This window comes from Ensifer adhaerens (assembly GCF_020035535.1).
GTDB lineage: Bacteria > Pseudomonadota > Alphaproteobacteria > Rhizobiales > Rhizobiaceae > Ensifer.
Genome location: NZ_CP083350.1, coordinates 661283 through 687500, shown reverse-complemented (window position 1 = coordinate 687500; position 26218 = coordinate 661283). Strand labels below are relative to the sequence as shown.

At 61.5% G+C, this 26218-nt stretch carries 22 protein-coding genes, 1 tRNA gene and 2 rRNA genes (1 of these 25 only partly in view); 16 read left to right on the top strand and 9 right to left on the bottom strand.

The genetic code is table 11. From position 1 onward, the window contains the following. From LAC81_RS23565 to LAC81_RS23520, 10 genes are all read left to right on the top strand, one after another. Positions 1-935: ribosomal RNA gene (locus LAC81_RS23565) — 23S ribosomal RNA — on the top strand (it extends 1862 nt beyond the left edge of the window). 120 nt (positions 936-1055) lie between these two features. Then, a 5S ribosomal RNA gene (rrf, locus tag LAC81_RS23560) occupies positions 1056-1170 on the top strand. Positions 1171-1440: 270 nt separating this feature from the next. Further along, positions 1441-1517, top strand: a tRNA-Met gene (locus LAC81_RS23555). Positions 1518-2011: 494 nt separating this feature from the next. Continuing rightward, entirely contained in the window at positions 2012-2839 is an 828-nt protein-coding gene (locus tag LAC81_RS23550; RefSeq protein ID WP_223729589.1) for a phosphogluconate dehydrogenase C-terminal domain-containing protein, read from the top strand. A gap of 122 nt (positions 2840-2961) precedes the next feature. Further along, positions 2962-3903 carry a D-ribose ABC transporter substrate-binding protein gene (locus LAC81_RS23545; protein WP_113536981.1) on the top strand — a complete coding sequence of 314 codons (942 nt, stop codon included), beginning with the start codon at positions 2962-2964 and terminating at the stop codon, positions 3901-3903. A 68-nt stretch (positions 3904-3971) separates the two neighbouring features. Beyond that, the gene (locus LAC81_RS23540; RefSeq protein ID WP_223729588.1) at positions 3972-4616 is read left to right on the top strand and encodes a DUF2291 family protein; all 645 of its coding nucleotides are present in this window, start codon (positions 3972-3974) and stop codon (positions 4614-4616) included. Next, positions 4613-6154: a sugar ABC transporter ATP-binding protein gene (locus LAC81_RS23535; protein ID WP_223729587.1), complete on the top strand. Its 1542-nt coding sequence runs from the start codon at positions 4613-4615 to the stop codon at positions 6152-6154. Before LAC81_RS23540 ends, LAC81_RS23535 begins: the two co-directional genes overlap by 4 nt. After that, complete coding sequence (locus LAC81_RS23530; RefSeq protein ID WP_223729586.1) at positions 6154-7218, top strand: ABC transporter permease; 1065 nt, start codon at positions 6154-6156, stop codon at positions 7216-7218. The genes LAC81_RS23535 and LAC81_RS23530 overlap by 1 nt, the downstream gene beginning before the upstream one ends. Before the next feature lie 2 nt (positions 7219-7220). Beyond that, a complete protein-coding gene (locus LAC81_RS23525; protein WP_223729585.1) occupies positions 7221-8255 on the top strand; it encodes a Gfo/Idh/MocA family protein in 1035 nt (344 codons plus the stop codon). Then, positions 8252-10117: a hypothetical protein gene (locus LAC81_RS23520; protein ID WP_223729584.1), complete on the top strand. Its 1866-nt coding sequence runs from the start codon at positions 8252-8254 to the stop codon at positions 10115-10117. Before LAC81_RS23525 ends, LAC81_RS23520 begins: the two co-directional genes overlap by 4 nt. Before the next feature lie 3 nt (positions 10118-10120). Here LAC81_RS23520 and LAC81_RS23515 read toward each other — a convergent pair whose 3' ends face one another. Next, entirely contained in the window at positions 10121-10837 is a 717-nt protein-coding gene (locus tag LAC81_RS23515; RefSeq protein WP_223729583.1) for a transcriptional regulator NanR, read from the bottom strand. 135 nt (positions 10838-10972) lie between these two features. Here LAC81_RS23515 and oiaX point away from each other — a divergent pair, with 135 nt between their 5' ends. From oiaX to LAC81_RS23500, 3 genes are all read left to right on the top strand, one after another. Then, positions 10973-12229 (top strand): 3-oxo-isoapionate-4-phosphate decarboxylase OiaX, encoded by a 1257-nt coding sequence (gene oiaX / locus LAC81_RS23510; RefSeq protein ID WP_223729582.1) that lies wholly within the window; start codon positions 10973-10975, stop codon positions 12227-12229. Between the two features lie 3 nt (positions 12230-12232). Beyond that, positions 12233-13528 carry a four-carbon acid sugar kinase family protein gene (locus LAC81_RS23505; protein WP_223729581.1) on the top strand — a complete coding sequence of 432 codons (1296 nt, stop codon included), beginning with the start codon at positions 12233-12235 and terminating at the stop codon, positions 13526-13528. 455 nt (positions 13529-13983) lie between these two features. Further along, positions 13984-16341: an OmpA family protein gene (locus LAC81_RS23500; RefSeq protein WP_223729580.1), complete on the top strand. Its 2358-nt coding sequence runs from the start codon at positions 13984-13986 to the stop codon at positions 16339-16341. 122 nt (positions 16342-16463) lie between these two features. On the opposite strand, the gene LAC81_RS23495 is transcribed toward LAC81_RS23500, so the two are convergent. From LAC81_RS23495 to LAC81_RS23485, 3 genes are read right to left on the bottom strand one after another with little or no spacing between them, the layout of a single operon-like run. Then, a complete protein-coding gene (locus LAC81_RS23495) occupies positions 16464-17078 on the bottom strand; it encodes a YceI family protein (RefSeq protein WP_223729579.1) in 615 nt (204 codons plus the stop codon). A 35-nt stretch (positions 17079-17113) separates the two neighbouring features. Further along, positions 17114-17959: an arylamine N-acetyltransferase family protein gene (locus LAC81_RS23490; RefSeq protein WP_223729578.1), complete on the bottom strand. Its 846-nt coding sequence runs from the start codon at positions 17957-17959 to the stop codon at positions 17114-17116. Between the two features lie 58 nt (positions 17960-18017). Next, a complete protein-coding gene (locus LAC81_RS23485) occupies positions 18018-18479 on the bottom strand; it encodes a cupin domain-containing protein (RefSeq protein ID WP_223729577.1) in 462 nt (153 codons plus the stop codon). A gap of 281 nt (positions 18480-18760) precedes the next feature. Between LAC81_RS23485 and LAC81_RS23480 the strand changes: the two genes are divergently transcribed. Further along, positions 18761-19234 (top strand): pyridoxamine 5'-phosphate oxidase family protein, encoded by a 474-nt coding sequence (locus LAC81_RS23480; protein WP_223729576.1) that lies wholly within the window; start codon positions 18761-18763, stop codon positions 19232-19234. Beyond that, a complete protein-coding gene (locus LAC81_RS23475) occupies positions 19231-20583 on the top strand; it encodes a GAF domain-containing protein (RefSeq protein ID WP_223729575.1) in 1353 nt (450 codons plus the stop codon). Before LAC81_RS23480 ends, LAC81_RS23475 begins: the two co-directional genes overlap by 4 nt. Before the next feature lie 68 nt (positions 20584-20651). Here LAC81_RS23475 and LAC81_RS23470 read toward each other — a convergent pair whose 3' ends face one another. From LAC81_RS23470 to LAC81_RS23450, 5 genes are all read right to left on the bottom strand, one after another. Further along, entirely contained in the window at positions 20652-20957 is a 306-nt protein-coding gene (locus tag LAC81_RS23470; protein ID WP_223729574.1) for a hypothetical protein, read from the bottom strand. Positions 20958-21193: 236 nt separating this feature from the next. Next, positions 21194-21469, bottom strand: a complete 276-nt coding sequence (locus LAC81_RS23465) for a metal-sensing transcriptional repressor (RefSeq protein WP_223729573.1) — start codon at positions 21467-21469, stop codon at positions 21194-21196. Between the two features lie 58 nt (positions 21470-21527). Beyond that, positions 21528-22541 (bottom strand): amidohydrolase family protein, encoded by a 1014-nt coding sequence (locus tag LAC81_RS23460; RefSeq protein ID WP_223729572.1) that lies wholly within the window; start codon positions 22539-22541, stop codon positions 21528-21530. Between the two features lie 29 nt (positions 22542-22570). After that, complete coding sequence (locus LAC81_RS23455; RefSeq protein WP_223729571.1) at positions 22571-23263, bottom strand: class II aldolase/adducin family protein; 693 nt, start codon at positions 23261-23263, stop codon at positions 22571-22573. Between the two features lie 82 nt (positions 23264-23345). Further along, a complete protein-coding gene (locus tag LAC81_RS23450; RefSeq protein ID WP_223729570.1) occupies positions 23346-24335 on the bottom strand; it encodes an ABC transporter substrate-binding protein in 990 nt (329 codons plus the stop codon). A gap of 243 nt (positions 24336-24578) precedes the next feature. On the opposite strand from LAC81_RS23450, the gene LAC81_RS23445 reads away from it, so the two are divergent. Next, positions 24579-26192 carry an FAD-dependent monooxygenase gene (locus LAC81_RS23445; RefSeq protein ID WP_223729569.1) on the top strand — a complete coding sequence of 538 codons (1614 nt, stop codon included), beginning with the start codon at positions 24579-24581 and terminating at the stop codon, positions 26190-26192. Positions 26193-26218 lie beyond the last annotated feature (26 nt).

The window sequence follows — 26218 nt, the reverse complement described above, 5'->3', positions numbered from 1 at the left end:
AGTTCCGACCTGCACGAATGGCGTAACGACTTCCCCGCTGTCTCCAGCATAGACTCAGTGAAATTGAATTCCCCGTGAAGATGCGGGGTTCCTGCGGTCAGACGGAAAGACCCCGTGCACCTTTACTATAGCTTTACACTGGCATTCGTGTCGGCATGTGTAGGATAGGTGGTAGGCTTTGAAGCAGGGACGCCAGTTCTTGTGGAGCCATCCTTGAAATACCACCCTTATCGTCATGGATGTCTAACCGCGGTCCGTCATCCGGATCCGGGACAGTGTATGGTGGGTAGTTTGACTGGGGCGGTCGCCTCCGAAAGAGTAACGGAGGCGCGCGATGGTGGGCTCAGACCGGTCGGAAATCGGTCGTCGAGTGCAATGGCATAAGCCCGCCTGACTGCGAGACTGACAAGTCGAGCAGAGACGAAAGTCGGTCATAGTGATCCGGTGGTCCCGCGTGGAAGGGCCATCGCTCAACGGATAAAAGGTACGCCGGGGATAACAGGCTGATGACCCCCAAGAGTCCATATCGACGGGGTTGTTTGGCACCTCGATGTCGGCTCATCGCATCCTGGGGCTGGAGCAGGTCCCAAGGGTTTGGCTGTTCGCCAATTAAAGCGGTACGTGAGCTGGGTTCAGAACGTCGTGAGACAGTTCGGTCCCTATCTGCCGTGGGTGTAGGAATATTGACAGGATCTGTCCCTAGTACGAGAGGACCGGGATGGACATATCTCTGGTGGACCTGTTGTCCTGCCAAGGGCATAGCAGGGTAGCTATATATGGAATGGATAACCGCTGAAGGCATCTAAGCGGGAAACCAACCTGAAAACGAGTATTCCCTTGAGAACCGTGGAAGACGACCACGTTGATAGGCTGGGTGTGGAAGTGCGGCAACGCATGAAGCTTACCAGTACTAATCGTTCGATTGGCTTGATCGTTCCCATTGCTTGTGTTCATCGATAGATGAAATGACGTGTTCAAAACAAAACGAAGCATCTCGCTTCACCAGCTTCTCAATCCGGTTTGAGCCCGCAAGCTCAAATCTTGCGCTTTGCCGACCTGGTGGTTCTGGCGGGGTGGCTGCACCCGTTCCCATTCCGAACACGGCCGTGAAACGCCCCAGCGCCGATGGTACTTCGTCTTAAGACGCGGGAGAGTAGGTCGCTGCCAGGTCTGCAAAACGCAAGATAAAACCCGGAAAACATCTTCTCGACACAAAACTCGGCCCAGCCGAAACACGGGCCGCCTCCAAGCGGCCCTTTTGTTTTGCTAGACCGAAAACACAAAGTGCGTCCCTTACTCGAGACAAATCCTCACGGATTTGCTCGGACGGCAGGGACAAACAACGGGATTTTGCCTCCGGCAAAACCCGGACCGGTTAAAAGCATAAACCGCAAAGCGGTTTACGCAGTCGCGACAAATCCTGAACGGATTTGCGCTGGACGCGGGGTGGAGCAGCCCGGTAGCTCGTCAGGCTCATAACCTGAAGGCCGCAGGTTCAAATCCTGCCCCCGCAACCAAAATTTACGAGACTTATCAAAGGGCTCCGAGGAAACTCGGAGCCCTTTTTGCGTTCAAAAGCTCCAACCGTTCCGTGAATTGCCGACTACCGCTCGTGAGCGGCGGATTTCCCCTCTTCCAAAAGCAACAAGCTTTTTGGTTCTCAGCGGGTTGTCAGTCCGAGCCCGCGATGAGTGACCGAGCCTAGCGCGCTCGCGCCCCAATCGTGACTGGGCGACGCCCGCGATGAGACGAATGCCCAGAAAGATCAATCCCAATCACGCCAGTTGGCGCAGGCCCCGGTCGCGGTCGCTCGCAAGCGCCATTTCTGGGCATTTACGCCTCCCGGCGCGTCGCGTCACCTCCAATGACCACTTACGGCAACATATTCTCAAGGGTAGTTATTGACATGTTATACCAGTTGAGAAATATATCTCCCTGCGCCGGATGAATGGCGCTGTGAAGTTTGCACCTGACCGAGGTGGTGAGGTGTGCGGCATTTAGGGAGGTCTCGATGACATCGATCGCGCTGTTTGGTGCCGGTGGTAAAATGGGCTATCGGCTCGCCAAGAACCTCAAGGGTTCGCGCTTCGATGTCCGGCATGTCGAAGTCAGTGAGGCCGGAAAAGCGCGGCTTGCGAATGAGCTCGGCATCGCCTGCGTTACCGCTGATGAAGGTCTGAAGGGCGCCGACGTCGTCATTCTTGCCGTTCCCGATACGGTGATCGGCAAGGTCGCGTCTGCAATCGCAGACAAGCTGCAGCCGGGTACCATGGTCGTTGCGCTCGATGCTGCAGCACCCTTTGCAGGCCATTTGCCGGCGCGCACCGACCTGACCTATTTCGTCACGCACCCCTGCCACCCGCCCATCTTCAATGATGAGACCGATCCGGCCGCCAAGCGCGACTTCTTCGGCGGCATCGCGGCAAAGCAGCATATCGTGTCCGCACTGATGCAGGGCCCAGAAAGCGCCTATGCCCTTGGAGAGGAGATTGCCAAGGTCATATGGGCGCCGGTCATGCGCTCGCACCGCGTCACGGTCGAACAGATGGCGCTGCTCGAGCCGGGCCTTTCCGAAACGGTCTGCGCTTCATTGCTCGTCGTGATTCGCGAAGCCATGGACGAATGCGTTCGCCGCGGTGTTCCGAAGGAGGCGGCCCGCGATTTCCTGCTCGGCCACATGAATGTGCTTGGCGCGGTCATCTTCGAGGAAACGCCCGGAGTGTTCTCCGACGCCTGCAACAAGGCAATCGAATTCGGCAAGCCGGTGCTCATGAAGGACGACTGGAGGCGGGTCTTCGAGCCGGAAGAAATTGCCGCGAGCATCCATCGCATCACCTGACGAAACGGCAAATTGCTTGCCGTTCGAGGGCGCGCTTTCGCCCGAAACAAGCAATCGCACGGGAGGGCCACTTTCAATGGAGAGGTGGCCGAGGAAGTCTTGTGCCTAACTGGGAGGAGAATATGAAAGTTACCCGCAGACTGATCACCGTCGGCTTCGCTGCCGTCCTGGCTGCAAGCGCCGCGATGCCGGCATTCGCGGCAGACCTCATCGCCATCATTACGCCGAGCCATGACAACCCTTTCTTCAAGGCGGAAGCGGTTGGTGCCGAGGCCAAGGCGAAAGAACTCGGCTATGAAACGCTGGTGCTGGTGCATGACGACGACGCGAACAAGCAGTCGCAGCTGATCGATACCGCAATCGGCCGCGGCGCGAAGGCGATCATTCTCGACAATGCCGGATCCGAGGCGTCAATTGCCGCGGTGAAAAAGGCGAAGGATGCAGGCGTTCCCTCCTTCCTCATAGACCGCGAGATCAACGCGACCGGCATTGCCGTCTCGCAGATCGTCTCGAACAACTACCAGGGTGCCCAGCTCGGCGCGGAAGAGTTTGTCCGCCTGATGGGTGAGAAGGGCAACTATGTCGAGTTGCTCGGCCGCGAAGCCGATCTTAACGCCGGCATCCGCTCCAAGGGCTACCACGACGTCATCGACGAGTTTCCGGAGATGAAGATGGTTGCCCAGCAGTCGGCCAACTGGAGCCAGACCGAGGGCTACTCCAAGATGGAGACGATCCTTCAGGCCAATCCCGACATCCAGGGCGTGATCGCCGGCAACGACACGATGGCCATGGGGGCGATCGCAGCGCTCCAGGCGGCCGGGCGCAAGGACGTCATCGTCGTCGGCTTCGATGGTTCGAACGACGTGCGCGACTCGATCAACACCGGCGGCATCAAGGCAACCGTCATGCAGCCGGCCTACGCGCAGGCCCAGCTTGCTGTGCAGCAGGCGCACGACTTCATCACCACCGGCAAGGCTCCGGCGGAAGAGAAGCAGCTGATGGACTGCGTGCTCATCACCGCTGACAATGCCGACAAGCTCGAGACCTTCGCGCTCTCCCAGTAATCTTCCCGCGACTGCGCAAGGCGGGCCGATCCCCGCCTTGCGTTCACTGTTCATGACGGAGAATGGGAATGCCCAGGTTTCAGGCTGCATGCGCACTCATGCTTGCCGGCGCGCTCGCGCTTGGCGGCTGCAAGCTCGTCAAAACGGAGGACGAGCAAAGGCAGACGGCGGCAGAGGCGTTCAATCCCGACAAGCTGGTTGCCGATGCCTGGGACACGAAGGTCGTGCCCTATCTCGAGCAACGCGCCGGTGTCTTCCAGGAGGTCTCGGCGCTTGCCGCACGTGACCTCAACGCTGCGGCGGAGAAGTATGGGCATAAGGAGAAGCAGGGCAACGCGCCCTGGACCTTTGCGGCAAAAATAGACGGTGTGATCGTCGGGGAAGAAACGAAATCGCGAGCAGCCTATGTCGACGTGGATGTCGATAGTGACGGCAAGGCGGATGTCCGCGTTTCAATCGGTCCCGCCATTCGCGGCACGGCGCTGCGCGACAGCCTCACATTCGTGAACTTCAACGAGTTCAAGAACCAGATCGAATGGGCGCAATACGGCAAATCGTTCAACACCCACGTGAACGGCATGCTGCTCGAAAAGCTGCCGCGTGACGGTCTGACAGGCAAGACGATCAAGGCGACCGGGGCCTATCCGCTGCCGGCCAAGGGCCAATTGCCACAATTCGTGCCGGCCACGATCACCGTCGGGGGTGGGGCATGAGCGATACGAATGAGGATGTCATTCTCGAACTCAAGGATGTCACCAAGGCCTATTCCGGCATCGTGGCCCTGAAGAAGGCCAATCTGAAGCTCCGTCGTGGAGCCGTTAACGTCCTCGTTGGCGAAAATGGCGCCGGCAAGTCCACGATGATGCGCATCATCGCCGGCGTGGAACGGCCGACACTCGGCGAAATCTGGCTGGACGGCGAACTCATTCATCTCAACAGCCCCGCCGATGCGGTCAAGCACGGCATCGGTATCGTCTTTCAGGAGTTGAACCTCTTCGGCAACCTTTCCGTTGCCGAGAATATCTTTGCGACCCGCGAGATCACCCGCGGTATCCGTGGCATCGATCACCGCGGCCAGGTCAAGAAAGCCAATGCGTTCCTCGACCGCCTGGAGGCAGGGATCTCCGCCGAGACGCTGGCGGAAGATCTGCCGATCGGCCAGCAGCAGCTCGTCGAGATTGCGCGAGCAGTATCGCTCGACACGCGCATCCTGATCATGGATGAGCCTACCTCGGCGCTCAGTGCGGCTGAGGTCGATGTCCTGTTCCGCGTGATCGCCGATCTGAAGGCGCGTGGTGTGGCGATCGTCTACATTTCGCATCGGCTGGAAGAGTTGATGCGTATCGGCGACTACATCACGGTGCTCAAGGATGGCCAGATCACCGGCCATGCCATGGTCAAGGATATCGATACGCGCTGGATCGTCCGCTCGATGATCGGCTCGGACGCCAAGGACTTTGCGAAGAAGGTCGATCACAAGCCAGGCGAAGAGATCTTCCGTACCGAGAACATCTGCCTGCCGAGGGCGCAGGGCGGCTTTGCCGTCGATCACGTCTCGATCGGTGTGCGCAAAGGAGAGATCCTCGGCATCTACGGGTTGATGGGGGCCGGCCGTTCGGAACTCTTCGAATGCGTCATGGGGCGGCACGAACACTATACCGGCAAGATCTACGTCGAAGGCAAGGAACTCAAGGGCGGGGATACCACCCGGCGCATCCGTGAGGGGCTGGCGCTCATCCCCGAGGACCGGCAGCGCGAGGGGCTGGTTCAGTCCATGTCGATCGCCGGCAACCTGACGATGGCGAGCCTGGGACAGTTCCTGAAGGCAGGTTTTCACATCGACCTTGCGCGTGAAGCAAAGGCGATCGCCGATGCCATCCGCAACCTCTCGATCAAGGCGAAGAACCCGGAATTCGACGTGACGTCGATGTCAGGTGGAAATCAGCAGAAGGTCGTGATCGGCAAGGCGCTCATGACCGGACCGAAAATCCTTCTCATGGATGAGCCGAGCCGGGGCATTGATGTCGGCGCAAAGGCCGATGTCTTCCTCACTATGCGCCGCCTGGCGGGCGAGGGGCTGGCAATCCTCTTTTCCACCTCCGATCTCGAAGAGGTGATGGCGCTTTCCGATCGCATTGCGGTGATGAGCAATGGCCGGCTGGTCACGGTTGTCGACCGCAAGGACGCGACCGAAGAAATGATCGTTTCGGCCTCCGCAGAGGGACATAAAACCAAAAGGATGCATGCGTGATGACGACAGCAACGCAAACTGCCGCCGCCGACAGCTTCTCCAGCGGCTCGGCGCTCCTCACGCTGATGAAGCTGAGGACATTCATTGCGCTCTTCGCGGTGATTATCTTCTTCTCGATAGCTGCGCCGAACTTCCTTTCGACCGCGAACATGATCCTGATGACGAAGCATGCGACGCAAAACGCGTTTCTCGCGATCGGCATGACCTTCGTCATCATCACCGGCGGCATCGACCTGTCCGTCGGTTCGATCGTCGGTCTCTGCGGCATGATCGCGGGCGGCCTGATCATGTACGGCGTGGCGCTGCCACTCGGCTACACGATGTATTTCAACGTCGTCGAGGTTGCCGTCATCGTTGCGGTCGTCGGTATCCTGATCGGCGCGGTCAACGGCCTGCTGATCACCCGATTGAATGTAGCGCCTTTCATTGCGACGCTCGGCACTCTGTATGTCGCGCGCGGCATGGCGCTGCTCTATTCCGACGGCCAGACCCTGCCCAATCTCACGGGGCGCGAGGACCTCGGCAATCAGGGCTTCAGCTATCTCGGCTCCGGCACGATCCTGGGATTGCCCGTGTCGGTCTGGATCCTGATCGCCGTGGCTGCGGGGGCTGCCTATTTCGCCCGCTTCGTGCCGCTCGGCCGGCATATCTTCGCTGTCGGCGGAAACGAGCGTGCCTCCCGCATGTCGGGCATCCGGGTCAATCGGGTCAAGATGTTCGTCTACATGTTCTCCGGCTTCTGCGCGGCGATCGTCGGACTGGTGATTTCGTCGGAACTCATGGCCTCGCATCCGGCGACCGGCACCAATCTCGAACTAAACGCCATTGCAGCCGCCGTTCTCGGTGGTACATCGATGTCCGGCGGTCGCGGCACGATCGGCGGCACGATCATCGGCGCATTCGTGATCGGCATTCTCTCGGACGGACTGGTGATGATGGGTGTGAGTTCATTCTGGCAGATGGTGATCAAGGGGCTGGTGATTATCGTGGCCGTCGTGGTGGACCAGGCTCAGCGCCGGCTGCAGCAGCGTGTCGCGCTCATGCAAATGGCAAAGGCGGGCTGAAAATGGCGAGGATCAAGGGCGCGCTGATCGGTTGCGGCTTCTTCGCCATCAACCAAATGCATGCTTGGCGCGAGCTGCCGGACGTCGAGATTGTGGCGATCTGCGATCGCGATCCCGAGCGGCTCAAGATCGTCGGCGACCAATTCGACGTCGCTCGCCGCTACGCGTCGGCGGATGAGATGTTCGCAGAAGGTGGGTTCGACTTCGTCGACATTGCCACGACCGTTGGCAGTCATCGTGCTCTCGTCGAACTCGCCGCGCGCCACAAAGTGCCGGCGATCTGCCAGAAGCCCTTCGCCCCGACGCTCGACGATGCCAAGGCGATGGTGGCAGTGGCGGAAGAGGCGGGGATCGCGTTGATGATCCACGAAAACTTCCGCTGGCAGACGCCCATCCTGGCCGTCAAGGAAGTCATCGACAGTGGCGAGATCGGTACCCCCTTCTGGGGGCGCGTGTCGTTCCGCTCCGGCTTCGACGTGTTTTCCGGCCAGCCCTATCTTGCGAAGGGCAAGCGCTTCATCATCGAAGATCTCGGCATCCATTCCCTCGACATCGCCCGCTTTCTGTTCGGCGACGCACTAACCCTGTCTGCCCGCTCGCGCCGGATCAATCCGGATATCGCCGGCGAGGATGTGGCGACGATGATGCTTGGCCACGACAACGGTGTCACCTCGATCGTCGACGTCAGCTATGCGACGAAACTTGCCGAGGAGCCGTTCCCGCAAACCTTGATCGAGGTCGACGGAACCAAGGGTACGCTGCGCCTTGGGCTCGGCTACAAGCTCGCCGTCCACGGTCCGGCCGGAACGGTCGAACGCGACGTCGCGCCGAACCTGCTGCCCTGGGCCTCGAATCCGTGGCACAACATTCAGGAAAGCGTTGCTCTCATCCAGAGACACTGGATCGAGCGACTAGTTTCCCGCCGCGCGCCTGATACGTCCGGGCGCGACAACCTGAAGACCTTCGCATTGGTGGAGGCTGCCTATCTCAGCGCCGAGCGCGAAGAGACCATCGTCGTCGGAGACCTGTTGCGATGAAGGATGAGCTGTTTCGGCTCTATGGCACCGCCGAACGCGCGCCGGAAAGCCGCACGCTGGTCGCCGGCAATCTGAGCATGTCTTTTCAGGACGGCAACCTGCGCAGCTTGCGGTTCGGCGGCCATGAGGTGCTGCGTGCAATCTCCTTCCTCGTGCGCGACAAGGATTGGGGCACCTGCAGGGCTCGGCTGCGCGACCTGAGGATCACGGAAGACGAACGAGGCTTCGCACTCACCCATGCCGCCCGCTTTACAGCCCCTTCCGGTGCCAATCTCGACTGCGATGTCGCGATCTCCGGCACGGCGACGAGCGTGCATTTCTCGGCTGATTGTGTGAGCGATGCGGATTTCGAAACCGCACGCGCCGGCTTCGTAGTCCTGCATCCGGCCATCGGTGTTGCCGGAGAACCAGTTGCAATTACGCACGATGACGGCTCGGTGGAAGAGGCACGCTGGCCCGATACGATCGAACCGTGGCAACCGTTCAAGAACATTGCTCAGATCACCCACCGTGTGGCGCCCGGTATCATGGTGACAACGAAGTTCATTGGCGATGTCTTCGAGATGGAGGATCAACGCAACTGGACCGATGCCTCCTACAAGACCTACGTGCGGCCCTTGGCTTTGCCCTGGCCCTATCTCGTGCCGAAGGGTGAGCGCTTCAGTCAGCGGATCTCCGTAGAGGTCCTTGCCGAGAGGAATGCGGAGCTTGCAGCCGACCGTTCGGATGCGATATCCGTTAGGCTCATCCCGACGAATGTCAGACTTCCCGCGATTGGCGTAGGGCTGCGACCCGAGTGTCTCCGGGAAGAGTTGGCTTCGCTCGATATCCTGAAGGCCATCGGCGCGGAACATCTGATCGCCCATTTCGATCCCGCTGCAGGGCATGGCATCGAGGCACTGAAGGGCTACGCGGCGATTGCGGCCAGGTCCGGCCTCAAGGTGACGCTGGAGCTTGCGGTGCCTTGCCTAAGGCCTCTCGACGAAGAGATGGCGCAATTTGCAGCGATGGTCGACCAGGCCAAGCTCCAGCTCGATACGCTTTTTGTCTGTCCGTCGGTCGATCGACAGTCGACACCGCCGGGGAGCAAGTGGCCGGAATGTCCCGCCCTTGGCGAGGTCTACGCTGCTGCGCGCGTCGCCTTTCCCGGTCTTCGGCTGGGTGGCGGAATGATGAGCTACTTCACCGAGCTCAATCGCAAGCGCGTGCCGCCGGATCAGATCGACTATATCAGCCACGCGACGAACCCGATCGTGCATGCTGCCGATGATCTTTCGGTCATGCAGACCTTCGAGGCGCTGCGTCATGTCGTCTACTCCACCCGCGCTATCTACGGCAACAAGCCGTATCGCATTGGTCCCTCGACGATCGCGATGCGTCAAAATCCTTACGGCAGCGCCACGAAGGACAATCCGACGTGGTCGCGTATCCCCATGGCGAATGTCGACCCCCGGCACAATGGCCAGTTTGGTGCTGCCTGGACGCTCGCCTATGCGGCAACGGTTGCGCCGGCGGCGCTGGACGTTCTCACCCTTTCGACCCTTGTCGGCCCCTTCGGGCTTTTGGCCGGCGAGGGGGAAGCCACGGTCAGCGGCGAGTTGCGACCGCTGGCGCATGTCCTCGCGCGACTTGCGTCCTTGTCCCACGAGCTCCTGTTTGCCGTCGAGACGTCCCGGCCAGATGCCGTCTTGGGACTGGCCTCGCAGAAGCGGCTTCTCCTGGCGAATATCACCTGCGATGAGCAGACGGTCATCTTGCCGGCAAGTCCAGGGAAGGTTTCAACGATCGCGGATGGTGGCGAGCTCGTAGTGCAGCAGCAGCTTACGCTGGCGCCTTACGCCTGTGTCGATGTCGCTCTTTGAGCGTTATCCCGGGCTCTTGAGAGCGTAGAGCGCGCGTGAGCGTTCGAGGTGCTTGACCATCGCCTGCTCGGCCAGATCGGCATCGCGGCTCTCGATGGCGCGGATGATTTCCTCGTGTTCGGACAGCGTGAAATTCTCGCGACCCGTCCAGATGAGCATTTCGGTATGGTAGGACTTCAGCCACCCCAGCATCGCACCGCTGACCGCAACAAAGATCGGGTTGCCGGAAATCCTGGCGATGCACTGATGAAACGCCATGTCCGCCTCGATGAAGGCATCCGCGTCGCCGAGGCTCTGTTTTTGCTTGTCCAGAAGGGCGCGAAGTTCGGCGATATGCGTCGAGGTCGCCTTGGCCGCCGCCTCGCGGATCATGCCGCGCTCGAAGAAGATGCGCGCGTTCTTCAGATGCTCCAGCGTGTCTGCGGAACCGGAGAGCATCAGTTTTGCCGGCAGGTCGACCTGCTTGATGATGGATTCGGCGGTAATGCGCAGCACCTTGGCGCGCTCGCCTTGCGAGATTTCGACGAGTCCCTTTCCGGCGAGCGCCTGCATCGCTTCGCGAATGGCCGGACGACCGACACCGTAGCGTTCCATGAGTTCGCGTTCGGACGGCATGTCGTCGCCCGCCTTGAGTTCGCCGGCTTCGATCATCTGCTTCAGCCGAGCGAAGACCTCGTCGGACAGTTTCTTGCGCACAATCGGTTCGGAAACGACGTTCATGAGTCACCTGATTTCGACAGGTTTGAATATGCATCAAGTTCCATCGCCGCAATAGCCCGTCAGCGGATGGCTTGCAATAACATAAATACTCATTATACCAGTTAGCAAGCTTTAACTTGGGCCTGAGAGAAAACCATGATCCGCCTGACCTATCGCATAGAGACGCCCGGCTCGGTGGAAGCGCTGGCGGCCAAGATTGCCAGCGACCAATCGACGGGAACCTTCGTCGCATTGCCGGGCGAGACAGAGGAATTGAAGGCGCGGGTGGCCGCCCGGGTGGTCGGCATCCACCCTCTGCCTTCGTCGGATCGCGCCTCCTTTCCCGACGAGGCCCACGGCGCCACGCATTTCAACCGGGCGGACGTCGACATTGATTTCCCTCTGGATGCCATCGGCACCGATCTGTCGGCATTGATGACGATCGCGATCGGCGGCGTCTTCTCAATCAAGGGCATGACCGGCATTCGCGTGGTCGGCATGCAGCTGCCAGAGGCGTTCGCTGCGGCGCATCCTGGTCCGCAATTCGGCGCGCGCGGCAGTTTCGCGCTGACGGGGGTGAGCGGGCGCCCGATCATCGGAACCATCGTCAAGCCCGCGCTGGGATTGCGGCCGAGCGAGACCGCCGAGATGGTCGGCGAGCTGATCGACGCGGGCGTCGATTTTATCAAGGACGACGAAAAGCTGATGAGCCCGGCCTATTCGCCGCTTAGGGAGCGCGTGGCCGAAATCATGCCGCGCATTCTCGATCACGAGCAGAAGACCGGCAAGAAGGTCATGTATGCCTTCGGCATCAGCCATGCCGATCCGGACGAGATGATGCGCAATCATGACATGGTGCTTCAAGCCGGCGGAAATTGTGCCGTGGTCAATATCAATTCGATCGGGTTCGGCGGTCTCGCCTTCCTGCGTAAACGCTCGGGCCTCGTGTTGCATGCCCATCGCAACGGTTGGGATATCCTCACGCGCCATGCCGGCCTTGGCTTCGAGTTTTCCGTCTGGCAGCAGTTCTGGCGCCTGCTGGGTGTGGACCAATTCCAGATCAACGGCATTCGCGTGAAATACTGGGAGCCGGACGAGAGTTTCGTACGCTCCTACAGGGCTGTCAGTACGCCATTGTTTTCTGAAAGGGACGTGGTGCTGCCTGTAATCGGCTCGGGCCAATGGGGTGGACAGGCACCGGATACGATTGCGGCCACGGGAGGCTCGACCGAGCTTCTCTATCTTTGTGGCGGTGGTATCGTCAGTCATCCCGGTGGACCGGGCGCCGGTGTCAAAGCGGTCAAGCAGGCATGGGAAGCCGCCGTCGCCGGAGTTCCACTGGAAACCTATGCGAAGGACCACCCGGAGCTTGCGCAATCCATTGAGAAGTTCTCAGATGGCAGGGCGGCCTGAGACATGACGCGACCGCTGATCAGTTACTACGGCGATGATTTTACCGGATCGACGGACGTCATGGAGGCGTTGTCCTCCAACGGTGTGGAGACCGTGCTGTTCCTGAAGGTGCCGGACGCGGCGCTATCGTCGCGTTTCCCGGGGGCGCGCGCGTTCGGTCTTGCCGGGACGGGCCGCAGCGAGACGCCGGAATGGATGGACGTGCATCTGCGCGACGCCTTCGAATGGCTGAGAACGCTCGACGCGGAGCTTTGCCATTACAAGGTTTGCTCGACCTTCGATTCCGCTCCGCATGTCGGCAATATTGGCCGCGCGATCGAGGTCGGCCGCAACGTCCTCGGCGCTGGTACCGTGCCGCTCATCGTGGGCGCTCCGCAGATACGCCGCTATACGGCGTTCGGTGAACTGTTTGCCGCATACCAGGGCGTGAACTATCGCATTGACCGTCACCCCGTGATGTCGTTCCATCCGGTCACGCCGATGGATGAGGCCAATCTGCTGCGGCATCTCTCCCGTCAGACGAAGCTGTCATCGGCACTCGTCGACGTCGTTTCGCTTTTCACAGACGCCCGGCCGGAGAAGGCCGATATCATGCTTCTCGACGTCCTCGATGAGGCAACCCAAACCGCCGCCGGTTCGCTGCTCTGGACCCAGCGCCGGGAGAACGGTCGCTTCGTTTGCGGCTCCTCGGGCGTCGAGTACGCGCTGCTTCCGGCCTGGCGAAGCGAAGGGATCGTTGGTGCCAAGCCCGTCTTTGCCGCAGCCGGCCCGGTCGACCGACTTGCTGTCGTCTCCGGCAGCGTTTCGCCGACGACCGAGCGGCAGATCCGGCACGCGATTGCAAACGGCTTCGAGGGCATCATGCTCGATCCCATTGAATTGTCGCGCGAAACGGAGGGGCCGGAGATTGCGATCGCAGTGGAGGCTGCACTCAAGGTGTTGAGGGAAGGAAGCAGCGTCATTCTGTACACGGCGCTCGGGCCGGCAGCCGACAGGGGGGGCGATCTGTCGAACAGTGCGCGCCATCGCCTCGGCCGGGCGCTCGGCCGCATTCAGGCGGCACTTGTTTCGCGCGCGGGGTTGTCGCGGGCCGTTGTCGCCGGCGGTGACACGTCGAGCCATGCCCTCGGCGAGATGGGAATTTCCGCCTTGACCCTGAAGATGCCCCTCCCGCAGACACCCGGATCGCCACTCTGCATCGCTCACGGCGGTCCCTCGGACGGCCTGGAGATAGCGCTCAAGGGCGGTCAGGTCGGCGGCGACGACTATTTCTCCATGATCCGCGCCGGTCGCGTCTAACGCACCTTGCGCGGTGCCTGAGCTTGCGCGGGAGCGCGCGCAACGACGAACTTAATGATCAGTTCGGCAATCGACCCTTCGCCTGTTCGTTTCAGTTCCTTCGTAATTTCGAGCCCTTCGAGCGTACCGAACGGAGCCGTCGATACGCGGTTTCGAAGCGGTCTAGACATGGACCGGAGCGAGCCGTTCGTGCGCCCGCCCGCGGACTCCGCATTTTCGCCTTTCGGATCGATACAAATGGCGCGCGACCTGCGGTCGGCAGTTTCTGAATAGGCCTGCAAGCGGAACCGATCGGTAGCTGCGGCGTTTGGACTAGCCTTTGACTGACACAAAAAAGTCGGAGCCGCGGGTCATGGCCCCCTTGTGGCGCGCGTGAAGGCGCACCGCTCGGCCGGCATGATGCCGGTGACAAGCGCAACTGGCGCGGGGGCCTCCCAATAAGAGGAATATAGAACATGTCGATACCTTCCAAACTTTTCGCAACGGTGGCCCTGCCAGTCTTTGCCGTATCATTCGTGGTTCAGCCGGCGCTGGCCGAGAGCCTGATGGCACCGTTCCAGGTCGCGCAGGAAGGGTCCGACCAGCAGTCGCCCGAGGATTTGCTGCTGCTCAAGAAGCACAAGAAGCAGAAGGCCGCCGAGGAAGGCCAGACAGAACAACAGCAACCGCAGGCCGAGGCGCCGCAGCGCCAGGCAGAAGAGCCGTCGCGCAAGAAGCGCAAGCAACAGGCTGAAGAGCAGCAGCCCGGTTCCGAGGAAAGCGCACCGCGGCAGGCTGAAGAACAACAGGCGCCCGAGCGTAAGAAGCGCAAGCAGCAGGCCGAACAACAGCAGCCTGGTGCAGAGGAGGGCGCGCCGCGACAGGCCGAAGAGCAACAGGCGCCTCAGCGCAAGAAGCACAAGCAGCAGGCTGAGGAACAGCAGCCCGCGGTAGATGAGGGGGCTCCGCGGCAGGCTGAGGAACAGCAGGCGCCCGAGCGCAAGAAGCGCAAGCAGCAGGCTGAGGAACAGCAGCCCGCGGTAGATGAGGCGGCTCCGCGGCAGGCTGAGGAACAACAGGCGCCCGAGCGCAAGAAGCGCAAGCAGCAAGCTCAGGAACAACAGCCCGCCGTAGAGGGAGAGACCCCGCAGCAGGCTGAGGGACAGCAGGCGCCCGCGTCCAAGAAGCGCAAGCAGCAGGCAGAAGGGCAGCAACCCACTCCGGAGGACAGCACCCCGCAGCAGACCGAGGAACAGCAGGTGACCACGCCCAAGAAGCGTAAACAGCAGGCGGAGGGTCAGCAGCCCGCCACAGAGGAGGGCACGCCGCAGAACGCCGAGCAGCAGCAGGTACCGGTACCCAAGAAGCGCAAGCAGCAAGCCGAGGGACAGCAGGAAGAGCAGAAAGCCCTGGAAAAGAATGCCGTACCGTCCGCCGAGCAGCCGACGCCACAGACAGGTGAGGGTGAGCAGCAGCCGGTTCCAGGCTCCGAACAGCCCGCAACGGCCGAGCAGCGCCAGGGTGAGGAACCTCAGGCCAAGCCTGCTCCGGTCGTCGTCGACAAGCGAACGAAGGAAGAAAAGCGCAAGATCGCCCAGGATCCGGCCGCGACCGACGAAACCGTCGTGCTTCCGGTCGATAACGGCGCGGCTGTGCTCGACAGTGACAAGGACGCCGACAAGTCCGGTGGCGACCAGGGGCGCGAGGCTCGGCGCAAGCAGCGCGAAGAATTGCGCGTCCAGGAAAAGAACGTGGCGCCGCCGACGGATGACGCCGCGGCCCAGGCCGAAATACCGGCCGACGTGCGGCAGGCGGTTCCGCAGAGGATCGAGGCCGGGATCAAGGAGGAAGGCCGACGCGTCGACGCGGCGCCAGCCTTCGCGGTTCCGGACACGACAAACATCGTCAACAACACCGTCATCAACAACACGGTGATCAACAACACGACGGTCAACAACACCACGAACAATGATGTGACCGACGTGCACGTGGTCGAGCGGCTCGACGATCGCGTCGTCCTTGGCGTCGGCGACCAGATCTTCGTGCGTGGCGATGATCGTCCGCGCCTGCGCCACGACGCGCAGGAGGCGTACTACGACGAGCTTCCGCGCGGTCGCGTTCGTGAGACGATCGTGCGTCCGGGCGGTTACCGGATCGTCACCGTCTATGACCGGTACGGCGACGTGTTGCAGCGTTCACGCGTCGACGGCGACGGCAACGAATATGTGCTGATGTACGCACCGGACTATCAAGACGAAAGGCGCCCGGCGATCGTCGACGTCGGCTATGACCTGCCGCCGATGCGCCTGACGATCCCGGTCGATGACTACATCGTCGACTACTCGCAGGAGCCGGATCGGGATTACTACGAGTTCCTGTCCGAACCGCCGGTCGAGCGCGTGGAGCGTGTCTATACCATCGATGAGGTCCGCAATTCGGCCCGTCTCCGTGACAAGGTTCGGCGCATCGATCTCGACACGATCCATTTCGAGACCGGCAGTGCCGAAGTGTCGATGTCGCAGGCAAAGACATTGCGGACGGTGGCCGACGCCATGCAGAAGGTACTCGGCAAGGATCCCGGTGAAACCTTCTTCATCGAGGGGCACACGGACGCTGTCGGTTCCGACCGCTCGAACCTGGTCCTCTCCGACGAGCGTGCCGAGTCCGTCGCGGTCCTCCTGACGGAAGTCTACGGCATTCCGGCGGAAAACCTGGTGACGCAAGGCTATGGCGAGCGCTTCCTGAAGATCAGCACGCAGGAGCCCGAAGAGGAGAACCGCCGCGTGACCATCCGCCGTGTGACGCCCCTGGTGCGCCCTGTCGCGCAGCGATAACGGAAATCTGCACCGCCATGCGTCGTTTCAGATGGATGGCGGTGCAGCGTGCTGGGTACTTCTTTCGTAAGGCGGACATGACTGCGGCCCATCGCGGTCAATGCGAACCTGCCGCACATTTTTCACCGGAACGAATAATCGGCCGGAACCATCTGGGTTTCGATGGCGAAGGTGACCTCGTCGCCGAGTTCGGGGATCGCGAAATCCAGCCCCCATTCACTGCGGCGGATACTGCCGGTTGCCGAGAAGCCGATCTTCGGGACACCCATCATCGGATGCTCGGCCATCGAGCCGTTGAAGGTGACGTCGAGTGTTGCCGGGTGCGTCTCGCCGCGGAAGGTGAGAAGACCTTCGACGGTGCCGGTCTTTTTGCCCGTGATACGGACCGCCCTGGAGACGAAGGTTATCGGCCGGGCGGCGAGGAACGTGTCCTCACCGCCGATCTCGGCATCGAAGTCCACTTTTTCCGGCCAGGGATAGTCGGTGCGGACCGATAGCGGATCGATCGTGACGGAGAGGGTGGAGGTATCCGGCCGGTCCGGCTTCCAGTCGAGCCGCGCGTCGACCCTGGTGAAGCGTGCAGTGTAGTGGGAAAGGCCGGAATGGCTGAACGACCAGTTGAAACTCGAATGCGAAGGGTCGGTCTTGTAGGCGCCGGCGGGCGCCGGGTCGCTGGCGGCGGCAAGAGCGACGGTGCCGGTGGCAAGAGCGAACGAGAAAGCAATAATGCGAAGCATGGATGTTTCCTTGATTGCGGAATGATGGCGCGGGCTCAAGCGGCCCTGTCGCGGCCGATCGCCTGGACACGCTCCCAGACGCGTCCGGGCCGGGGGACGTCGAGGTCGAACACGCGGTTGAATATGTCGGCGAGTTGGTCTGCGTTGGTGATGCGCTGTTCGCTGAGGCCTTCCGCCGACACGCGGCGCAGGCGGTCATTCTGCAGGGCGACATAGCCGTCCGCCGTGTGCCGCAGGACCGCAAGTGCATTGGTGAACGGCGAGCCCGGATCCTGCATCAGCCAGCCTTGCGTTGCGGCCATGGCCGCCTCGTCGCTATGGTCGGGCCGGAAATCGAAGCTCTTGGCGATGCCGTGTGCGTGGTTGTTGAAGCGCAGCCAACCACCATCCGCCGGTATGATCGAAAAATCGAAGCCGCGCTGGCTGAACGGCCCGAGGGCAAGCGGCACCGGCTCGACGATGGCGTCCGCCACGCCGACCTCAGCAAGACAGGGACGGTCGAGATCGACGCGCAGGGTGAGATGATTGCCGATGGCGATGTCGCCGAGCTTTTCCCGCTCGACGCCGCCGCAAAGGCGGGTCACGCGGAAGCCGAGGGCGGCCAGGGCCGCACCGAAGAGGCCATTCATCTCGTAGCACCAGCCGCCGCGCCGGCCCTCGACCATCTTGGCGAAAGCCGCGGTCGGGCTGATGGCGGAGGGCCATCCCATGAAGGCATCCAGTGCCTCCCAGGTGAAATTCATGAGATGGGCGCGATGCAGTTGCGACAGGCTGCGAATATCGAGGCAATCCGGATGCTCCACTCCGATCCGGACGAGGTAGGCCTCGAGCTGTGCTGCGGTCAGTGTCATTTCGTCTTCATTCGAAGGCACGTGTGTCATCCTTCGGTCTCCTTTCGATGGACCGTTGCTGCGTTTGCGGTGCGTGTTTCGGGTTGGTTCAGGCGACCTGACGGTCGTCGTCAGGCAGAAAGGTCAGGCCGAAACCCTTGGCGACAGAGGCGATCTGCTCCGGTGTTTCGGGCCTGGAGAGTTCGACGATGGAAAAGAAGTCTTCAAACCCGCCTGGCGTGACCACGACCATCAGGTGGCCTTCTGCTTTCCCGATATTGCGGAAGCGGTGTGGCACGCCACGCGGCAACGCGATGCAGCCGCCGTCGGTGAGTTCGACATAGTCGCCGGCGCACCAGAAGCCGAAGCGGCCGGCAAGGACGCGGATCAACTCGTCCTCCCGCTCGTGCACATGAAGCGGCGGGCCTTCGCCGGCTGGAACATGGGCCTCGAACATGCCGAGCGAACCGCCCGTATTGGTTGCCGTCATGCGGACGACGTGTTTGCCGAACGCCAGCGCCGGCGTCCCATGTCCCGGCGGAGTGACCGCCGCATAGGTGAACTTCTTCATTTCTCTCTCCAGGTTCGGATGCATCCTCGATGCTTTCGCTCATGCCGAAGGACGCAGAAATCCCGTCTCCGCCGCGACGTTCGGGGCGAAGTCGATATGTTTCGCCCGGATGGCGCAGGGGCCGTCCAAGAGCGCTGATTGGTGGATTTCCAGGCCGTCCAGCCGGTACGACCCCTCTATAGCGCACCGCAAAAACCGGCGTTCCTAAATGAATATGCAAGGCGTCCCTAATATCCTAAAAGTTTGCTAAGAAGGCCAAGGACACGCTACGGGGAACGACAGTGAAGCTCGACGACAGGCTCCTCGACTTTTTCAATCGGCCGCTGATGTGCATCATTGCTGTCGCCGACGAGACGGGCCGCCCCTCCGCGGGACGCGGCGTGGGCTTCCAGCTCCTCGAAGACCGCGAGACGATCGACGTCTTTTTTTCCGACTGGCAGTGGCCGCGTCTCGAGCCCTGCATCCGGCAGACCGGGCGCATCGCCGCCACCTTCGTCAGCCCCTCGGATTACGTGAGCTTCCAATTGAAGGGGGTGGCCTCGATGCGAGAAACGGAAACGGCCGACCTCGATCGCGCCAACCGTTTCATGACGGCAGCGACAGACGAACTCGAGTCTCTTGGTGTGCCCCGGGACCTCATCGCGCCGTGGTTGACGGCGCGCGAAACGAGGGTCGCCCGGCTGGCGATCAGCGAAATCTATGTCCAGACGCCTGGTCCGCTCGCCGGCATGCTGGCCGGGGCGAGGTCGCAATGAACCTGCGGCTTTCCGATCTTTGCGCCTGTTTCGAGGGCGTCATCCCATCCATCATCGCCACGGCTTCGGCCGATGGGATGCCGAACATCTCCTATCTCTCCCATGTGGTTCAGGTCGATGAGGAGCATGTCGCTCTCTCCAACCAGTTCTTCGCCAAGACGGCGGCCAATGTGCGTGCCAATCCAAAGGTCACGTTGATCCTCGTCGACGGCTTCACCGGAGACCAGTTCCTGCTCGACATCGGCTTCGTGCGATCCGTCGATGCCGGCGCACTGTTCGACAAAATCGCCCGCCAGCTGAAGGCGAGCAGCGCGCAAGTCGGCATGTCGGATGTCATGCGGCTCAGGAGTGCTGACGTCTTTCGCGTTCATGCGATTGAAAAGGTTCGCTCGCCGGTGGAGGCCGGGTCGACCATGGCAGGTCGCGCGCCGGTCAGCCTTCCCGCCCTTTCGGAGGCGATCAACGCCATCGAGCGGCAGGCGGAAGCCGACGAAATCATCGACAGCCTGCTCGGCGAGGTCCAGCGTGTTCTCGGATACGGCAACGCGCTCGTGCTCATCCACGACCACCATCGCGGTTGCCTGATCACCACCGGCAGCATCGGCTATGAGCGCTCGGGGCTCGGATCGGAAGTCGCCGGCGGCGAAGGATTGATCGGGGCTGCGGCAACGAGCGGACAGACGGTCAAGGTCAGCGACATGAGCCGCGTACGTCGCTTCGGCGAGGCGATGGGCCTGGAAACGGAAGGCGCCGAAGACGCCACACGCACGGTCGGCTTCCCGCAGTTGCCGAGGGCCATGAGCCAGATCGCCGTCCCCATGACCACCCGCGGCACCGTCGCGGGCGTGCTCTATGTTGAAAGCACGGAACGGCTGGCCTTCCGTCAGGAAGACGAGGCGGCTCTCGAAATCCTGGCGAAACAGGCCGCCAGTGCCCTGAGAGCCAGCGAGAGGGAGGCAGCTGCAGCGGAGCCGCGACAGGCCGTACCCGCACCTGAGCCCGCGGCCAACGCGCGAGCAATCCGGGTGGCCCATCACCGCTTTGATGACAGCGTATTCGTCGACGGCACCTACATCGTGAAGGGCGTTGCCGGAACGTTGTTGCGGCTGATGCTCGACTGGCATCTGAGTGACGGGCGAAGCGAATTCACGAACAGGGAAATGCGGCTTGCGGCCGGCGCCCGCATGCCGGAGATCAAGGACAATCTGGAAACCCGGCTCCTGCTGCTCCGTCGCCGGCTCGAAGAAAAGCACGCGCCCATTCGCCTCGTTCGCGTCGGCAGAGGCCGCGTCCGATTGGAGGCTGAGGGGTCACTTGTGCTCGAAGCGACCACGGGTGACGGGCCGTGATCCGGCATAGCAGCACCTTTCGTCCCGGAATATGATGGACCGGATCCCTTCGGTGGAGGCGTGAGCTGTTAAATCCCTGACCCGTCGAGCTCTTCTTCATCGTCGCCTTCCCACGGGGTGGGCATCGACATGCGAGTGAGATTGGCCGATGGCATCGGCATCCAGCACTTCAATTCCGGCTCGGCGTATTCGATGATGCGCCCTGGGGAGGAATCAGAAGCCCGCCAGCCTTCTGCACCGAACTGATCGCCATTCGACCAAAACGCGAGGTCGACTTCCGCCGCTCCCTGTTCGGACGGTCGGATCGTGACGAGGATCCGACTGCCGTTTTTCGGCGCACTTGCCATGTGGCGCCAGTTGTCTGGCTCGGCCATCATTTTTCCTCCTGCCTCGCTACAGGTTGCAAGTGTCGCCGCGCGATCGAAAACGGTCAACTCAAACTTTGCGCAACCCATTGTCCAGCGATTGCCGGTGGCGGTCTGCCGCCCCGCTATCTATCAGCTGCGGGTCGGTTCTCGGATTCTCAAGGGCTTGGACACGCCAGTCATACGCGGCGACGAACTCCGATCGTTACAAATTCGACGGCGCCGTTCCCCGATGCAACGGCCCCCTAAAGGTACTTGGCGATAGCCTTGAGTCCATCGAGCGCCAGGCGCTGGTCCCGGTCGATACCGCCGATCGTGTCTTCCAGGCAATGGTCGAGATGATCCTGAATCAGGGTGCGCTTGGCGTTGGTGATGGCCTTCTCAACGGCATGGAGTTGTTGCGTGATATCGAGGCACGGGCGACCGTCCTCGATCATGGCGATCACGCTTCTCAGATGGCCTTCGGCGCGTTTCAGCCGCTTCACGATCTCCGGGTGGGTCTCGTGTTTGTGTTCGTTCATGAAGGCTTCCTGTCCGTTGAAGCGTGATCCGTTTTTGCGGAGAACCGTGACTTGGCGCTTACGCTTTAAGCCCAAATAGGTTCTCTGCGTTGCGGAAACAGATCTTTTCCATGTCGGCGGCGGGGAGATCGAGCCCCTCCAGGATCTTGATCGTGTCGCGGATGTAGCCGGGACCCTTCTCCGGATCGAATGGAGAATCCGAAGCGAAGAGGATGCGGTCGCTGCCATAGAACTCCAGGCCGCAGAGCGTCGCAGCGCGGGAGCCGAATACGGCGGTGTCGGCATAGAAATCCTTGAAGTAGTCGAGCGGCCTCTTCTTCAGCCGTTGAAGCACCAAAGAGAGGTCTTCATCCGATGTCCGCTTGCCGAGCTGATCCCAGCCCGGGCCGACGCGGCCTTCGAAATAGGGCACCATCGCACCCATATGGTGGGCGAGGACCTTGAGATCGGGCAGGCGATCCATGAACCCGGAAAACACCAGGCGCGCCATGGCCGCGCTCGTTTCATAGGGCCACCCGAACGTCCACCAGATCTCGTACTTCGATTTGTCCTCGGTCGCATAGTCGGGCATGGACGCGGTGCGTGAGGGGTGCAATAGCACAGGCTTTCCATGCCGCGCAGCCGTCTCGAATATCGGGAAGAAACGTTCTTCGTCGAGCGGCGCGCCGTTGACGTTCGTGTGGATCTGCAGGCCGTTGGCGCCGAGGTCGGTAAAGGCGCGTTCGGCCTCTCTGGCGGCCGCTTCCGGTGCATTCATCGGCAGGGCGGCAACGAAACCGGCGAAGCGATCGGGGTGCGCGCTCACTAGGGCAGCCAAGCCGTCATTGCCGATGCGGGCCAGTTCTGTCGCCTGTTCCGGGCCACCCATCGCCTCCAGCGGCGGCATGCCAAGAGAGAGGATCTGCGTGTAATCCCGAAACTGGTCCATCACCCGGAACCGCGTTTCAAGATCATGGATACAGGGAACGCCCTGCATGCGCCGACCAATATCCTTGCCCGCGCCTTCCAGCTGCTGGATGCGGTCCCAGAGGGCTTTCGGAAAGAAATGGTTGAATGCGTCGATGTAATGCATGAGTTCCTCCGGACGACCGATGAAGCCGGTCAACTGCGTTTCAGGCGGCGCACGAGATAGGCGAACGTTGCCTTGAACATCTCGTCGCGAAACATGTGCTTGCGCTTGGCTTGGACGTCCTCCGGCTTGCCAAGCGCCTTTGCACCGCCGGCAGCTTCCACCCAGAGCTGCATCATGCAGGCGTTCTCCAGCGATAAGGCGAGGTAGACGGCTTGCTCAATGGTCGGTGCAGCGGTGACGAGGCCGTGGTTCTGCAGCAACATCGCGCCGTGGGTCCCCAGTGTCGTCGCTACCGCACGGCCACGATCTGCCGTCGTGATCAGTTCGGTCGTTTCGGAAAAGACGGGAAGTCCTTCCGCGAAGATCGCACCGGGATGGCCTATGGCCTGGAGCGGCTTGCCAAGTGCAGAAAAACTGACGGCATGCGGCGCGTGGGTATGAACAACGGCGTTAACGTCGGGGCGTGCGCGCAACACTTCGGAGTGGATGTAGACCTCGTTGTGTCGGCCATGTTCGCCCTCGATCTTTTCGCCATCGAGGCCGACGGTAATGATGTTGTCGAAGGCGATTTCCTCAAGGCCGATCTTGGACGCCTTCATGTAGAAGCGGTCCGGCGCGTCGGGGACGCGCAGGGAGATGTGACCGCGGGTCCAGTCTCCTTGTCCGGCCTGTTCCAGAATGCGCCCGGCCTCGATCATGCGCTGTTTCAGCTCGTCGTGCACGCTGGCCTCCGTTAGTTTCGGCGACTGGTGGCACTGCCAGGCCGGCCTGAATTCGTTGAGTTCGGTGGGGGTGAGGCAGCTGTCACACACGGTGCTTGTTACCGCGCTTTCGACCCTGCGAGAGGTCGACAAAGAGCTCGGAGAGTTCGACTTTCCTGCCGATCAGCCCCTGTTGCAGGGCGTAGCCGACGGCCGTCTCTATCGTCCTTATGTTTTGCTCGTTGAGGCCGTTGGCCCAGGGGTCGTCGCCCAGGATCGCCTGCTGCTCCTCCCAAGCCTCGCGATACCAGGCCAGCGGCACGATGCGCGGGTTTTCCATGCGCTCCATGGCAATGCGCTTGGCCTCGTTGAAGGCCTGGTAAAGGTTGATCGGTACCCAGGGATGACGCGCAACGATTTCGGGGCGGATGCCGAGCACGTGCATGATGGGAAAGATGCCGGTGCGTCTGAAGTACTCGACTTCCTCGCGCTTGTAGTCAGGAAACAAACGTCCAACGCGCGGATCCTTCTTCACGATCGGATCGATCAGATCGGGGTGGAGGAGGGCGTCGATTTCGCCGTCGACCAGCATCTGCTCGACGGATTTGTCATCCGGCAGCCGATGCAGCCTGAGGTCGGCAGGGGGCGTGAAGTCGACATCTTCATCGAGTTCGGCGTACCAGTCCATGGAGGTGTGCGGTACGCCGTACTCGCTCTCCAGCAGCCCGCGCTGCCACAGGGTCGCCGTCACGAGATAGTTCTTCACGCCAACCTTGCGACCGATCAGGTCTTTCGGTTCGCGGATGCCGCTTCCTGTGTTGGTGTAGATGAAGCCATGCCGGAAGCGGCGGTGCAGGAAGACCGGGATCGCTTCGAAGGGCAGGCCGCGGCCCTTGGCCGCGATGTAAGAGGAAAGCGAGACCTCGGCCACATCGAATTCACGGTTTCGCAGGAAGCGCCAATGTCGCGTGGTGGAGTCCATCTCCGTCAGGATGGTGAGTTCGATGCCGTCGGGCCTGACCGTACCTTCCTTGAGGGCGCGAACGATCTCGTAGTCGCCGCACGCGAGCGTCAGCTCCAGCTTTTTTGTCATGCTCTCCTCCTCTGCGGCCCCGTAATCGGACGGCGTCGACACCATGCTTCAGTCGCAATTTCTTGTCCAGAGTTTTTTGTGAAATCTCAAATTATGAGATTTTGTGAAATTTGACATTGACGAAAGAAATCGCCCTGCAATACTGAGAGGACGAGAAATAGGGCAGAATACGCGATCGAAATGCCGAGAATGATTGCCGAAAAGCCAGCTACCGCGTCCACCCATGTTTGATGGAATCCCATAATGTATGAAGCGGATGTCGTTGTTGTCGGAGCCGGTCCAGTGGGGCTGACGCTCGCAATCGATTTGGGACAAAGAGGGGTGCGCTGCATCCTGCTTGAGAAGAAGGAGAGTCCCGAATTCCTGCCGAAGATGGAGCGCTGCAACGCTCGCACCATGGAGATCTTCCGGCGTATGGGGCTGGCCAAGAAGATCCGGGCGGCGGGTCTCAACGCATCGGTGCCGATGGACGTCTATGTCGTCCTCTCGATGAGCGAGCCGCCATTGCTTCGGCTGCCCTATGCCTCTGTGTCGCTGGCGCAGGAGGAGATCGCGCGATCCAAGGACGCCGCGCTTCCGCTCGAGGCCTACCAGTTGATATCGCAATACACGCTGGAGCCGCTGCTCAAGTCGGTTGCTGAAGCGCTCCCGACGGTTTCGGTGCGCTATGGCTGCGAGTTCCTGTCGCTGGAGCAGGACGCGCATGGGGTAACGGCGAAGATCGTCGACGACAAAGGAGGTCTGGGCGAGATCCGGGCAAAGTTCCTGGTCGGTTGCGATGGCGGTGGGAGCCCGGTGCGCAAGCAGCTCGGGATCAAACTGCGTGGCGAGGGAAATCTCCTGCATCTGCGGCAGGCGCTTTATTCCAGCCAGACATTGTATGACCGCATCCCCATCGGCGATGGTCCTGGCAGGGGGCGGCACTTCCATGTGGCGGACGGGCAGGCGACGTTCCTGATCATGCAGGATTCGACCAGGCATTGGACGTTGCATGCCGTCGTCGAGCGCGACGAAGATATGGCGGAACAGTTCGAAAAGGCAGTCGGCGCGCCAGTCGACTACACCATGCTCTATGTCGGGCAATGGAAGCAGAATCTGCTTCTGGCCGATCAATACGGCATGGGCCGGGTTTTCCTTGCCGGTGACGCGGCTCACCTGGTGATCCCCACCGGCGGGCTCGGCATGAACACGGGCGTCGGCGACGCCGTCGATCTTGGCTGGAAGCTTGCGGCCGTGCTGGAAGGGTGGGGCGGCCCCAATCTTCTGCGATCCTATGAGATAGAGCGCAGGCAGATCGGCGACCGCAATGTCGGAGCATCCCGCTATGCGTCGCTCGGCCGCCGCAAGTGGCGCGCTCAGTATCGACCGGACATTCGCGACGCGACACCGCAGGGCCAGGCGACGCGCAACAACCTCAGGAGCGTCGCGGATGTCGAGCAGCGCAAGACCAATGAGATGATTGGAGCCGAACTCGGGTATCGCTATGTCGGGTCGCCCGTCATCACCGACGAACCGGGCGGGCCGGAGCATCTTTTTCGCGAATACCATCCGACGACTTGGCCAGGAGCCCGCCTTCCGCACATCTGGCTCGATAACGGCGTGGCCGTGCAGGACCTGATCGGGAATGCCTATACCTTGCTGCGGCTGGGTGGAACCGGCGCCGACAGCGGGGGGCTGGCGCAGGCGTTCGCTGCCCGTGGCGTACCTTTCGCGGCCGTTGACATTGCGGAGCCGAGAGCGCGCGATATCTATGGCTATGACCTGATCCTGGTCCGGCCGGATATGCACGTCGTCTGGCGTGGCCGGCAGGCGCCGGAAGATGCCGATGGGCTGGCGGCCATGGTGACCGGCCATTGAGGGAAAGGGGCCGCGCGCCCCGGGAG